This window comes from Leptolyngbya sp. FACHB-541 (assembly GCF_014695875.1).
In the GTDB taxonomy this organism is placed as follows: Bacteria; Cyanobacteriota; Cyanobacteriia; order Elainellales; family Elainellaceae; genus JAAUTN01.
Window position 1 is genome coordinate 49,406 of record NZ_JACJPC010000065.1, and the last position, 13,794, is coordinate 63,199.

Consider the following 13,794-nt stretch of genomic DNA (forward strand, 5'->3'; position numbering starts at 1 on the left):
TCTAACGGATATGCTAGTTGAGCGATCGAATCTGTTAGCTTCAAGGGCAAAAAACGTAATCTCTAGACCATCTTATATAGAGGATCTTATACCTTAGCTTCACATAGCCTTATCGGCATTTTATGATTTTCCAATGAATTGCTGTGATTCAATTAAAAAACAGGGAATTCTACTGAGGGATGGCACTTAACTGCACTCATTCAGGAAAACTATAATGTCACCAGCGACACAAACAAAGACGAATTCTCATTCTTTAGACTCTGCGATCGCTCCCCGTTCAGTTCGTTTACTTCTAGCCTTATGGTTTCTAGGGGGTAAGGACGTTAATCAGGGAAAGGTTAGCGATCGGTTGAAAGTAGGCGGAAAGAAGAGTCCCGACTGTGATGAGCTTTATGCTCGTTTGGAGCGAGAAGAAGCGATTGAAGTTGCCAAGAAAAAGGTTTCTATTACAAACAAAGGAATTGAATTACTGGGTCAAGGTTTGCAAAGTTCTGATCTTGCTATAGAAGGGACAATTGTGGGTTCCTGGATGGCAAAAGCTTTGTTAAAGTGGATCCAACAATCGGATGTAAGTGTGAATGGCGCTGCAACCAATGGTAAAGTTGCCCATTCCGAAATTGCTTCTTACGAAGAATTTAAGCCTGAAGCGCTAAAACTATTTGAGAAATTGGATAAAGGTTACAACTACAGCGGTCTGGTTCCAATCTGGCACATGCGACGTGAGCTAGGCGATCGTGTCGGACGTGTGGAATTTAGCGACTGGATGATGGAAATGCAGGCAGAGCAAAAATTTTATTTGCAGGGTGGTGAAGCTCGTGAAGCAACTGAAGATCAAAAACGAGATTCCATCACCAATGAGATTAGGGGACTGCTGTTCTTTGCCAGCAAAGAATCCTGAGTTTTAATCAGCAAGCTAGTTCAATCAATTCAGTATTCAGAAGTGGAGTCAAAAGCGAATGATTGCCGTGCAAGATCCGTATGCCCTGTTTGAGGAAGCTCGTCAACAGGGACCAAACCCTTTTAGGAAAGATTTGGTCATTGCGGCCGAAGAGGTTTGGGGGGAAGTTATCAGCGATTTATCAGGTATTAATCAGCATATTGAGCAGAAAATTGATCAGGCAATTGCTGAGGTTCGTCAAAGGTATTTGAGCAAAGTTGGTATTGTCGTAAAGGGGGAGAAAGGCACTGGAAAAAGTCATGCGATCCGCCGGGTATGGAAGAAAATTGAGCGGGAAGGCGGTGCACTATTCTCCTATATCTCTCCCTGTGCAAATCCAAAAATAATTGATGCTCACGTGCGCTTTCATCTAGTTGAGAGTTTCACTCATCAGGATTCTCATAAAGTAACTCAGTGGCAGCGGTTTGCTGCTACGTTAATCTCAAGCTTAAAAGGTACAGATTATGAGGAGGCGTATGAAGAGTACATTGAGAAATGTAGTCAACCTAATGAACTGAAGAAGCACATTCAAAAAACAATCAGCAGCTCTAACTTAGTTGATTTCTTTGGAGCTTTAGCTGAGGCAATTTTAGAAAGCCGTTCTGGGTTAGACCACTACTTTACTAAAGCAGTTCTCCTATCGCTGCTTGGAAGTGCTCTTTCTGCACAGGTAGCGCTGTCGTGGATTAAGGGAGAAGATTCTCCTGATGTTAAGAGATTTGGTTTGCCGGAGTATTCGCCAGAACAACAGCAAACAAGAAATATTTGGGTCATCAAGCAGATCTGCAAACTTGCCGAAGTTGCTTCGTTACCCGTTATTATCTGGTTTGATCAAGCTGAATCGTCAGAACCTGATGTTGAAACTGGCGATAGTGCTGCTGAAGTTATTGCTAAATGTATTGACAGAATTTACTTCGATTGCACTAACATCGTTCTTCTGTCTTGCTTTTTAAGCACCATATGGAAAATAGTTGCAGAATTGCGTGGTGGAATTCCTGACCGGGTAGGTCAAAGAATTTTAGAAGCCAAACCCCCAACCGCAGAACAGATGATGGAGTTAGTTCAGATGAGGATGAATTGGTTTTACGAATGCAAAGAACTTAACCCCCGTAATTATCCACGCTTGTACCCCTTTGAGGAAGCAAGAATTAGAGAAATTGCAAAAGCGGGAGCTGGAGTGCGTACATTATTAAAGACATGTGCTGAAGCTTTTGAAGCGATAAAACTGGTTGATTCAGATCCAGAACAAGTTGCTCTAAATCCAAAACCAGTTGAGCTAGATCCAAAAGAGAAGCAAAAGAAGCAAGTTTTAGAAACATACAACGAGTTGCTGAATAAAATTTCTCTTCCAGGCAAGGAGGACGAGAAGATTGCAGCGATCATTACTTGTGCAATGAAAATGCTTCCTCAATCAGGAACAGCAAATGTAGTGATCAATCAAATTCAAACCGTTGGCTCTTCTTCAAACCATGATTTGCACTTGATCACATCTGGCTATGATGTGACACAAAAGAAAGAAGTCACTATTGGGGTTAGAATCTGTGAAACAAAAAATGCTAAAACCTTCAATGCGGTAATGAAGCGGTTGACTGATTACAGAAAGTACAAGATTACGCGTGGTTGTCTAATCCGCTCTACCTCAGTACCGCAAAGCTGGAGGATTGGGCAGCAGCTTAAGCAACAGCTCGTAGAACAACAAGGTGGAGAAGTTGTGGTGCTTCAAAAGGAGCATATCAAACCTTTAGCTGCTTTAGAGCGGATTTACGAGCAGTCGGCAGACTACGGGTTTGAAAAGGAGGAGCTAGTCTCCCTAGTGCAGGAACTTGACTTGGTAACAAACAACCCACTAATTCAAGAGATTTTAAGCGCACCAGTTTCGGCATGAGCATTCAAATATTCAAAGGGATTCAGCTTCCTGCACTTGATCTTGAGATGCTGAACTTGGGCAAACTGATTGCTGTTCCATTTAAGCAATCAGTATCAGAGGGTCAAGTGTTTTGGCTCTATCCAAGCCAACAACTTCCATCGAGTCTAACGCTTGAGCAATATTACAAGCCGGAATATCTGAGCTTTGCCAACAGATCACTGCAAAAAAATGCTGCTGCTCCCATTCAGATGCCAACTTGGGGACAGTGTGAATATCACTGGCAAATTCATCCCAATAATAAGCATCTTCTACCTAGAATTGCTCAATCTACGATTTGGAACTTAAGTGCACTGGAGTATCTTTTTGAGCAACACAAAGTTCTTAAACTGCTATTTCTTCGGGTTTGCCGCTTTTCTGAACCTTGTGTGATCAACTCCTTGCTTCAATCAGGTTCTTTCTTCTGGACTCAAGCAGAAGACAAAATAACGGCACCTAGTGAACACGACGAACCTGTTGTTTCCAAAGTAAGTTTTGACCGACGTAAAACTCTTCTGATGTCAGGAGAAGCTTACCCCTACACAAATTTGGAATCTTTACAGCTTCAAGTTGAAGAAGTTGTGATTGAAAACCCAAATGTAGGTCAATTAAATCATGACCTCAAACAACTCTTGGGTTGGACAAGTCACAGCAAACTTGAATCCAAGGAACCGGAGTGGATGGATAAAATTGCTGTTTTGGGCGATCGCAGCAAAGAAACTGAAGGCACAAGCAACTACCAAGCCGGGACAGATTTTGAAATTGTTGTTCGCCAAAGCTTAGAATTTCTAGGCTTCAAGATTGACTATTCTCACAGGGGTGGCGCAGGAGGACTGGATCTATTCTGTTCTGAGCCTTATCCCTTAGTTGGCGAATGTAAATCAGGTAAAAAAATTCCTAACGACACGGCAGTTCAACTTCTAAATCTTGGAACAATTCATCTTGAAGACAAGGACACCTTCAGCAAAGCCGCAAAATTAATTATTGGACCAGGTGATCCTACAGACCAACTTAAAAAAGCAGCCAAAGTACACGGTATGGCAATCATTCATCCTACAACCCTTGAAAAACTCGTCAAACTTCATCACAAGTATCCAATCGACCTGTTTAAGTTGAAGGATTATCTTGTGGATGGACAAGCAGATGATGAGGTTGAAAGATATATTCATCAGAATATTCAAGCAGCTAAGCTGAGAGCATACATTATTCACCTCGTCAAAAACTTTCTAGAAAACTCGCTGGATGAAGATGCTGATATCGCTCAGCTTCACGCAGTGTATGTTGTTTCAAAACCTCCTCAACTTCTTAAGCGAGAGGAAGTTTACGAAATTTTAGTAGAAATATCTTCTCCCTTGACAGGTTATCTAGGGCGAAGAAAAGGAGATGATGGAAGCGATCGCTTTTACTTCCTCCGTCACATGCCTGAAATAGTAGAGCAGTAAGCTATCGCAGAATGAACAAAGCTAATTAGTCATTGTCAATCTAATGGTTTGAAATCGTCCGGCAAGTCCTCAACAGTCCATCTTAGAACCCGACAAAGAGCTTTCACTTGGGGCAGGGTAAGCCTAACCTCCTTGAATCGACCTGTCTCCCAATTGCTAATGGTTTGAACAGATACGTCAATAGCTCCAGCAACCTCTCTCTGAGTTAAGCCCAGTTCATCACGTCGCCTCTTAAGTGGAGACTCCTTTTCTATAGGTTGTTCTTGGGACATTGCAACAGCTTTATAAACTGCTTATATAAGCTGTTGACTCCTGACTATAAGCAGTTTATAGTTGCATGAGAGAGTCAACAGGTGGTAGGCGAAGCAGGCATATAAATGCCTGTGGCTCCGCCTCTTAGTTTCTCATTAATAAAGCTATTTACAGATGTTTCAAGCCAGTCAGGTGACTGTTTGCTCTGCTTGCTTTTGAGCAGTCCAGTCATGCTGAAGCTTTGCCGTGCCTATTTTCCCTTACTGCGACGCAATAGCGCGATCGCCCCCATTTCCCATGCCATCCTATCGAGATTCCTTGCATCCCTGGTGCATTATCCGCTCCTTTCCCAATTCTCATACCCTGATTGTTGCTCGTTTTCGCCGTCGCAGCGCTGCAGAAGCTCAGTTGAGAACCTTACAGCGTTTGATACCGACAGTTAGCTTTTGCATTGTGTTTGATGCAGGACAGCATTTTGACTCAGAGCAATTACCGAACAAACAGGATGAGCCGAAATGAGTAATCAAAATCCAAGTTGCTGTCCTCAATTCGCAAAAGATTACAGTGTGTTTATTGAGCCGCACCCCTGCTGAATCAGCCTCACCAGGTAGTCATGCGATAATTGAAATGGTGATAACCATCATGGCGTATCGATTTGAGCAGTTGAGCCGCAAGGAGATAGAGTCGATGCTAGACATCACGCTCAAGGAAACACGGGTTTATCGGGAGATCAAGGAAGAAGGTCGCGAAGCAATGGCTCATGCTATGTCTCAACTGTTGACAAAGCGATTAGGAGAACTTCCTCAAACTGTGAATTCTTCTGTGATGAATTTGTCCTTGCCAGTGTTGCAAGAGTTGAGTGAGGCGCTGCTAGATTTTGCGAGTTTGGACGATTTGCAGGCTTGGTTAGCAGAACAGGGCTAGCGATCGCCTCTCATTCCCAAGCGATCGCTCCACGCCTAACGATTGGTTCGTTTCTAACTGGTGCAGGTTTCAATTAGCTGATCAATCCCATTAACCGTGAGAATAGGGGCATTCAACTGCTGGGAAAGGTCTTCCAGCCTCATATCATCTAGAAAGCGAGAGTCGTCGTGCTTGAGCATCAGAGATGGCAGCAAAATTCCTTGCCCCAAATCTTTGCCCGACAAGGCACGAAGTAAGTCTTGCCCGGTCAATAGCCCCGTAACCGTAATTTCCTGCCCCCAATATTGGCTGTTTAGCGCCACCATTTCAACTTCTAGCCCTTTTACCTGATTTAACCGTTGAAGAATGGGCTGAAAAGCTTGCTCAACTGCATTGCCAACCACCCAGGTAAAGCGACGGGCGGGTGAAACGCTAACAGGCAATTGTTTTGCGGCAGACTGAAACTCTTTGAGAAATTGGCGAATTGAGCCTACCCCATTGCCAATTTGCGGGTAATCTTCGTAATGCGACTCAGGCGGCAGGTCTTGCCCACCGATGAGGAACCATTCGTCTGCAAGCCAAGCAAAGGTAGAGCCTAGCTGATGCTGAAATTTGGACTGCAATGCCTGCACCTGGGCGATTACTTCTCGTGCCTTGGCAGGCGTGACGGGCACCAGTTCATCTTCGACAGGGCGGAAGCGAGTTAAACCCACGGGGACAACCGCAACGGAGGCAACAGCAGGAATGTCTCCCTGATGAAACTTCACCAGGTCAAGTAGCGATCGCTCCAAATGTTCACCATCATTGATCCCCGGACACACGACAACCTGAGCGTGAATTTGCAGCTCATGCTGCTGAAACCAGCGTAGATGATCAAGAATTTGTCCAGCGCGAGGGTTCTTTAGTAGACGAATGCGGATCTCTGGCTCGGTGGCGTGAACCGAGACGTAAAGCGGAGAAAGCCGCATTTGAGCAATGCGGCTCCATTCTCGCTGGGTCAGGTTGGTCAGGGTCAGGTAGCTGCCGTAAAGAAAACTGAGGCGATAGTCGTCATCTTTAAGGTAAAGGGTTTGCCGCATTCCAGGTGGCTGCTGGTCAATGAAGCAAAAGGGACAACGGTTGTTGCACTGAATCAGTCCGTCAAACAGCGCAGTTTCAAACTCCAGTCCCAGGTCGTCGTCATACTCTTTTTCGATTTCGACCTGATGGCTCTGTCCTTTTGCGTCTAAGACTTCCAGTTCTAGAACCTCGTCCGCGCAAAAAAACTGATAGTCAATTAGGTCGCGCAAGGGTTGCCCGTTAATCGAGACGAGGCGATCGCCTGCCTCAAAGCCGATTTCTGCTGCGATCGAGTCGGGCAGCACATTAGTAATTAGGGCAGGACGAATAGAACAGTCGCTCATGGGATTAGGCTGGGGAGTTAGGCTGAATCAGTCAGCTTTTCGACAAAAACTTGGTAGGACTTGTGGGTTATTTTGATCTTGTCACGAAAAATCGTGAGGAAGGCATCGATCCCGGCTTTAGGGTTGTGCTGGGTGTTTTGGTCAAAGGAAAAGCCATAATCGTCAAACACGATCAACCCTCTTGCTTTCACCAATCTCCAGCCTAGCAGGGCATCCTCCAAAACATCACTGGCGATATGGGAACCGTCGATGTAAAGCAGGTCGTAGGTGTTGAGAGGAAGCGATCGCAGCTTTTCTTGAGACTGCCCAATTTGCTTTTGTACCTTTTGCGGTACGCCAGTTTTAGCAATGTTAGCGTCAAATCTAGACTCAAGAGACTGCACATAATCGGCATCAAAGCGACTATGTTCGGCACTTCCCTGAAACGTATCAATACAGGTAACTTGAGCTGACCCGTGAGTCAAAATGTGGTCAAGTAGCCAACAGGTTGAGCGACCTTCCCAACTGCCAATTTCCAAAACTTGCAGATTTCGTCCGGCGAGCGGCAGTAGGTGCTGCTCCCAAACCAGAATGTTATTGCTGAACCAATCCTGGGTAAATTGGTAGCCTCTAGACTGTACCTGAAGCTGATAGCGGGTTCTCGAAAGCTGATATTGTGCCTGGGTCAAATGAGGGTCTGCCTCACAAGCCTGTTGGAATAGCGCTAGCGCCTGCTGAAGCTGCTCCTGGTCAAGCAAAACCATTCCAGCATTAAAACAAATTCGCGCTAGATTAGCTTTAGAAAAATCAGGCTGAAGGGCGATCGCCTGCTGAAAACATTCAATCGCCTGATCTAATTCTTTTTGTTGGTGAAGAGCGGTACCCAAATTGTTGTAGGCTCTGGCAAGTGCATTCTTGTGTTCTGCGGCGATCGCCTCTTTTATTTCACTACTTTGCTGATAAAAGGCGATCGCTTCGACCCACTTTTCTTGTGCTAAATATTCAGCAACTATGGGTTGCCAATTAATGAATTCAGTTGGGATGAAGCGCTGGTCTAATTGATAGAGCTTTTTGAATAGGTAAAGCGTTTTTTCGGATTCTAGCTGGGTGGCGATCGCATGTAATTTATTTTCCTCTGGTGTCCAGTCAAGCTGATAGTCTTCTGGTGGCGTTTGAAACTTCTTAAGTTGGCGATCGAAGCTATTGCCAGGATAACGGACATACTCAACCGTTTCTAGATCAGCTCTAAAGACCTTGAAAAACTTGCCAATCCAATCTAGATAAGCCGTATCTTCTCGCCCTCGAATCTGCTTGTAAACTGCTGCTTCAGGAAAACCTTCCACAAACTCGTGACAGTCTCGTCGCAGGCAAAGATTAATTAACAAACTATTGTCGATTGCGGCTCTCCAATGCGGATGAAGCTGTTCTTGAATCTTGGCTTTTGTCTTAACCACAGCAACCTGATTGGTAGGCATAACTTCAGGTTGAATTGGAATTTCCTGACTCAATGCCTTGTAGCAAACATAGATATGTTCTTTAAGAAACAGATCATCCCCATCGCAGAAAAACAAAATTTCTCCAGTCGAAATTCTCACACCTGTATTTCTGGCTGGACCTGCTCCTAAGCTTTTAGAATGACGGGTGACTTTATAAATAGATTTATAGCTAGATTTCTGCTGAATAAAATCGTTGACAGCTTCTTCCGTATTATCCGAAGAAGCGTCATTCACAACTACAATTTCGGCACTAACGGCGGCAGCATTATTATAATTTTGACGAAAGAAATCAAGACTAGATTCGATACTTTCTAGTGTTTTTTGAATAAACCTTTCACAGTTATAAACAGGGACAACAATCGCCAGAGAGTTGAGCATTGGAGATAGCCCCTTTCACGAGAATGTTTGAAGAATCCTTCAAAGGAATAAAGGCTATCTGATTCTATCTAGTTTTTCTTAAAACTAATACCGATTTGATTTGCAGATGTTGCAGATTTGCGTAAGGGCGCATCGTAACGCGCCCTCACAGGGGTATCGCCACTGCCTCACTCAATTAGCTCACCAATGTTAAAGTCTATTCTTGTCCAGCTTTTGAGCCTTCTCAGGTTGCCAAGCAGCAGTAATGGAATTTGCCAGTGATGCACCATGAGAAATGGCAGCGGATCACTTACTTCAAAAATTGCTTCTTTGCCGCGCCAAACGTTTTTGAACCAGGTTTGTAATTGTTTGAAAGAACGAATTTCGTTCAGTCGCCAAAGTTCATGATAGAGCCAGTGGGTTGGTTTACTGTCTGGAAGCGGCTGCAACGGTTCAGCAGCAGACTGATTAAGATAGGCATCCGCTACGCCAGGATGGTTGTAAAACATGGTGATGGCAGAGTGAGTTCGCGGATTGCACTCAATTGGATATACGGTTCCATCTGCTGCCTGAATAATGTCAAATGAGGCTTGACCTGTGCCGCCAATGCTTTCCAGAAAGCGATTAATCCACTCACTAATTTCGGGTTTGTCTACATTCTCGTAATTCACTTGAAACGCAGAGGATTTACAGCAGCAGTAGAGCGTTGATTTGCCATCGCGCACGGTGCTATGCGTGCAGTATTCTTGCCCAGGAATAAACTCCTGCATAATCCAGGGTTTCTTTTCGCTGATTGGCAAACTGTTGACGAAGGCGGCCGTTGCTTCAGGCGTGTTACAAGGAAGTTTGGTCAGGTCTAAACGCCGGATTGCGTCATAGGGAATGCTTTTGAGAATGTACTGATGTTTTTCCTGAGAAAAGTCGAAGTTTAGAACCTGTTCTGGAGCAGTAATTTTAAAGGATTTGGGGGCGGTGAGTGAGAGCGATCGCGCTTTCTCAGCAAAGGCAAACTTATCATCCAGCATTCGGACGATGTCCCGTTCAAAGTGAAACACCTCGCAGTAGCCAGATAGCGGATGCTGCTCCATTCCCTCGGGGTAAATGACGGCAAAAATTGCAACGGGAATAAACAGATCAATATTTTCAGCTTTGGCGATCGCCTGCAACGTCTTTGTGTAACCTTCCAAATCCTGGTTTGGATCAGGAACCGTATAGAACTTTGCAACCGTGTTAGAAAACCGATTGCCATTCAGCCAAAACTTTTCAGTATCAATCAAAATGACCCGATGCCCAGCCCCATGGAAGGAACGCGCTAATTGCAGCGTTTTCGTCATCCTGGCACCCGCAATTAAGATGTTTTTGGGCTGCGCTGCGAGTGTATTGAATGGGCGAAAAGGTTGACGTAACCAATTCCACAGCAGTGCTAGAGACACTACCGTGAGGTTAAAAGGAAAGGCAACCGCCAGCAGTGCCAGCGTTCCGAGATTTTGAAATACCGCAAAGAGGAGTTTTGGTCGGTGTGGCGATCGCTCTCTAGAGGACACTGAAGGAATGTCTGCTACCGTTTCTTGTAAAAGAGTTTCCATTCGATTAATTTGGCTAATTTGTGTTGGCAGACGATAGAGCTACAGGGGCGAACGGTTGTTCGCCCTACCCAGATTCACACTCGGCGAATTAGGGTTAGTCCGTCTCGCAGCGGCAATAAGACCTGTTCTGTACGGGAGTCTGCGGCAACAAACTGATTGAATTGAGCGATCGCCTGACCATTTGTTGACCGTTCTGCTTCTGGTGAGTAAACCTGCCCTTGAAACAGGGTGTTATCGACGCAGATGTAGCCATTCTCAGCTAGCAAATTGCTATCCAACAGCTTTTGGTAGTACTGAATGTATTCCTGTTTATCCGCATCGATAAACACGAAGTCGAACGGAGGTTCGTGCTTCGTCAGTTTTTCGAGTGTCTCTAGAGCAGCTCCTAGCTCAATCTGGATTTTGCTGCCGTGGGGCGATCGCTGAAATAGGGATTGGGCAAACTCAGCCGTATAGGGGTCAACCTCACAGGCAACTAAATACCCATCCGCAGGCAAAGTCTCTGCCATTGCTAGCGCTGAATACCCCGTAAACATGCCAATATCCAGAATGCGACGAGCACCTGTCATGTGAACAAACAGTTTGAGCGTCTGTCCTTCGACATGTCCAGAGAGCATTTCCTGCTCTAGTGGACGTACCGTTTCACCCTGATCAAATCGGCTTTGCCACGCTTCACGGTGTGTTCTTTCAGCGATTTCGGTGAGTTCTGGTGACTCGGGTGTGGTGGATTGCTCCAGATAGGGATCTAATCCCGCCATCAACACCAATGCCTTTTGTAGATGCATTGCCAGATCATCCGATACATCCGGCATTTGAGCTAACAGGGCTACCGCTGCTTCCAAATGTTCAACTGCAATACCCAAGGGTGTAACAGGGCGGGGTGCATTCGGGGTGCTTGCAGCCATAGAGCGAATTGAGTCAGGAGTTACGCTGAAAGTCATGCTTTACCTCCAACTAAGGTGGGTTTTTCGACGGTCTGACTGGCAACCGTGTCACTCACATAGGCATCTACTCCTGCACCAGCACGCGGATAGTCTGCACAGAGCTGCTTGTGCTGATGTAAAGCTGCGTCTAGCTCTTGACGAGTCAGGTCATTTACAAAGTGACAAACCCCAATTGGACAAGGCATTGCAGCCCGCAGCAAACCATCTCGTGTTGCAGTAATAGATTGGGTTGCCTGCCAGAGTAAATCACCATTCAGCATGGGGTGATCAAGCGCCAGCCCTAAGCGGCTCATCAGTCCCAGGATGCGATCGCGCTCTTCAGCCGTGATATATCCTCGTTTAGCAGCGATCGTAGCGGATAGCGCCATGTCGATATTGACTGCGTGACCATGCAGCAAAGGTGGTTCAGGAGCCAGCTCTAGCGTCGGACTCCAGGTATGTCCGTAGGCAATCACCCGGTCGAGCATCAACTCATGCAAATTAGAAGCTTCTAACTCCAGCATGGTTTTGATCGACTCATAATTTACTTTGTGTCCAATCTTCTGTAAGTCAGCGTCTTCAGTGAAATAGCCAAAATGATTGTGCAGCAACGTTTCACCATAGCGATCGAGCAAATCAAACACTTCAGCATTAGAAACGATTGCAATTTTCAACAGTTCTGCCATGCCGTTACGAATCTGGTCAACAGGCAGCGTTTGCAGGAATGAGAAATCCAGAAAGACCTTCTGGGGAGCATGGTAAGCACCGAGGCGGTTCTTTAGTTTGCCGTGATTTACCGCAACTTTAATCGCAATGCCTGCATCAATCAGCGCAATCAACGTGGTTGGAATCCGAATGTAATTAGTGCTGCGACGATAGGCAGCACAGGCAAAGCCCGTGACGTCTTGAACCAGTCCGCCACCGATCACTAAAACGGGTTCTTTGCGCACTAGATTGAAGCGGGAGAATGCATCAATGATGGTTTGAAAAGTCGTGATCGTCTTGTCAGGCTCTTCGATCGCGACTGGGAAGATGGTCAAATCAATGCCGTAATGCTGAAAGTATTGTTGTAGATGAGAACCGTAAAGACGGTAAACATTGTGGTCAACGACTGCAAGGCATCGTCCCAGACGAGTGTAGTGGTCAGCTAAGTCAGATTTGCGAAGATCAAAAATGCTGTCCACAATCTGAAAGTTGAGTTCAATTTTTTCGTATCCTTCGACTTGAAAACCGGTTGCAGTGGAAGAAAGCTGTGCCTGTATATTGCTCATGATGATTCCGTAAGAGTGATGAAAGGGTGAGTTGTGACAGGGAAGACAAGGAAACTCAAGCCCGAGTTGAGCAAGCGGCTGACCCTCAGGGCAGCAGTTGCTCTAGTCATCAACGTTTAACTTTAAGAAAATGGACGAGGTGTACAGTCCGCGTTCTGCAAATCTCTCAGACTACTCAATCTGGTCATGCCAACTGTCAGGCAGCGCAGACCTATTGATTGATCTGCGCTAACCAACGAGCGGGTGACTCTGTCTGAGGTTTGTGTCAGCTAGACAAAATATTGCCAAGTAAAATTGGGCAAGGAAAAATCACATACGATAGCAGGTTGGTCAAATTCGCACATCCTGTATCTATGGATTGAGTAAAAATCTTTTAATCGGAGCTTACGCTTCTACAAGCCAATCTGTTGCGGAAAAATGCGAACAGATGAAAACCCGAATGCGAATAGATTTGGCAAACTCCCAATAAATGACGAGTCCGAAAATACCTTTGAGCTGAAGCATCAGGGAGTAACACCATTAACTAAGAGTAGGGTAGTCAGTGGCTACAGGCAGAGAACACTGTCAAGAGGTGTAGAGCGGCTACGTCAAAAGATAGAGAAGTATATCCTGGTAGATACGTATGAAGTAAGGCAGCTGCAAGTTTGCAGTATTGACTGGGCTTTTGAAGAGACGGTTTAATCGGTGATTGTGACTTTGAGGGGGTTATCTGTGGCTGGCTTCAGCTCACCCCTTAACCGAGTTTGTCGAGGATGCCTTCCCTGACCTACAGAATGTGGCGATCGGGAGAGGACGGGCTCCTCAAACCGCTATTGTCTACCGAATTTAAGGAACCCTACAACATGCCGCGACAACGCTTACCAACGTTGTATTGGCAAACTGGATATATTGACGTGATTCGCTATAAAACAATCATGAAGGGGCGATCACTAACGGGCGATCGCCCCTTCATGATTGACCCGCTTTACTGGGTAGATATCAATACAGAAGCCGACTGGACTTATGCTGAATGGCTGATTAACAGCAATACACTACCGATTTATCAACCACAGATTAAAAAAGCAACTTAAAGCAGCTCAACACTGCTTCTCAAACAAATGTTCTAGAGAATTGCGGACAAGGAGATTTTTCAAAAAGTCGCGGGCGTATTCTAATTCGTAGTGCCTGGGTCTGCCCTGAAAGATAATCTGATACTTGTGGCTATACTCACCATCGCCGTGACCAGAAATTAGTTTTTGACGAAAAGCTGCGTCAGCAAGGTGGCGCACCTCATCTCTAAGGTCAGCTTTAGTGCTACTCATCACTTACGTCTCCAAAAAAACTTTTTATCAATTGCGATATT

General features: G+C 45.4%; 13 protein-coding genes. 6 read left to right on the forward strand and 7 right to left on the reverse strand.

The features are described 5' to 3' along the window. Window positions 1–214: 214 nt before the first annotated feature. From H6G00_RS14345 to H6G00_RS14355, 3 genes are read left to right on the forward strand one after another with little or no spacing between them, the layout of a single operon-like run. Window positions 215–898, forward strand: a complete 684-nt coding sequence (locus H6G00_RS14345) for a hypothetical protein (protein ID WP_190797261.1) — start codon at window positions 215–217, stop codon at window positions 896–898. Window positions 899–956: 58 nt separating this feature from the next. Next, window positions 957–2,822: a hypothetical protein gene (locus H6G00_RS14350; RefSeq protein ID WP_199318482.1), complete on the forward strand. Its 1,866-nt coding sequence runs from the start codon at window positions 957–959 to the stop codon at window positions 2,820–2,822. Then, window positions 2,819–4,282: a DUF1802 family protein gene (locus H6G00_RS14355; protein ID WP_190797262.1), complete on the forward strand. Its 1,464-nt coding sequence runs from the start codon at window positions 2,819–2,821 to the stop codon at window positions 4,280–4,282. The genes H6G00_RS14350 and H6G00_RS14355 overlap by 4 nt, the downstream gene beginning before the upstream one ends. 35 nt (window positions 4,283–4,317) lie before the next feature. On the opposite strand, the gene H6G00_RS14360 is transcribed toward H6G00_RS14355, so the two are convergent. After that, a complete protein-coding gene (locus H6G00_RS14360) occupies window positions 4,318–4,554 on the reverse strand; it encodes a helix-turn-helix transcriptional regulator (protein ID WP_190797263.1) in 237 nt (78 codons plus the stop codon). 226 nt (window positions 4,555–4,780) lie between these two features. Here H6G00_RS14360 and H6G00_RS14365 point away from each other — a divergent pair, with 226 nt between their 5' ends. Next, on the forward strand, window positions 4,781–5,053 hold the full coding sequence (locus H6G00_RS14365) for a hypothetical protein (protein ID WP_199318483.1): 273 nt from the start codon (window positions 4,781–4,783) through the stop codon (window positions 5,051–5,053). 45 nt (window positions 5,054–5,098) lie between these two features. Beyond that, window positions 5,099–5,458: a DUF4351 domain-containing protein gene (locus H6G00_RS14370; RefSeq protein ID WP_347278184.1), complete on the forward strand. Its 360-nt coding sequence runs from the start codon at window positions 5,099–5,101 to the stop codon at window positions 5,456–5,458. Between the two features lie 53 nt (window positions 5,459–5,511). On the opposite strand, the gene H6G00_RS14375 is transcribed toward H6G00_RS14370, so the two are convergent. From H6G00_RS14375 to H6G00_RS14395, 5 genes are all read right to left on the reverse strand, one after another. Then, window positions 5,512–6,840, reverse strand: coding sequence for a TIGR03279 family radical SAM protein (locus H6G00_RS14375; RefSeq protein WP_190797264.1), 1,329 nt, complete (start codon window positions 6,838–6,840; stop codon window positions 5,512–5,514). 17 nt (window positions 6,841–6,857) lie between these two features. Continuing rightward, complete coding sequence (locus H6G00_RS14380) at window positions 6,858–8,693, reverse strand: class I SAM-dependent methyltransferase (RefSeq protein WP_190797265.1); 1,836 nt, start codon at window positions 8,691–8,693, stop codon at window positions 6,858–6,860. Between the two features lie 167 nt (window positions 8,694–8,860). Then, on the reverse strand, window positions 8,861–10,258 hold the full coding sequence (locus H6G00_RS14385; protein ID WP_190797266.1) for an ATP-grasp enzyme: 1,398 nt from the start codon (window positions 10,256–10,258) through the stop codon (window positions 8,861–8,863). A 74-nt stretch (window positions 10,259–10,332) separates the two neighbouring features. Next, complete coding sequence (locus tag H6G00_RS14390; protein WP_242042273.1) at window positions 10,333–11,199, reverse strand: class I SAM-dependent methyltransferase; 867 nt, start codon at window positions 11,197–11,199, stop codon at window positions 10,333–10,335. Next, a complete protein-coding gene (locus tag H6G00_RS14395; RefSeq protein WP_190797267.1) occupies window positions 11,196–12,452 on the reverse strand; it encodes a sedoheptulose 7-phosphate cyclase in 1,257 nt (418 codons plus the stop codon). The genes H6G00_RS14390 and H6G00_RS14395 overlap by 4 nt, the downstream gene beginning before the upstream one ends. A 752-nt stretch (window positions 12,453–13,204) precedes the next feature. On the opposite strand from H6G00_RS14395, the gene H6G00_RS14400 reads away from it, so the two are divergent. After that, window positions 13,205–13,522, forward strand: coding sequence for a hypothetical protein (locus H6G00_RS14400; RefSeq protein WP_190797268.1), 318 nt, complete (start codon window positions 13,205–13,207; stop codon window positions 13,520–13,522). Between the two features lie 6 nt (window positions 13,523–13,528). Here H6G00_RS14400 and H6G00_RS14405 read toward each other — a convergent pair whose 3' ends face one another. After that, window positions 13,529–13,753, reverse strand: a complete 225-nt coding sequence (locus tag H6G00_RS14405) for a hypothetical protein (RefSeq protein WP_190646071.1) — start codon at window positions 13,751–13,753, stop codon at window positions 13,529–13,531. Window positions 13,754–13,794 lie beyond the last annotated feature (41 nt).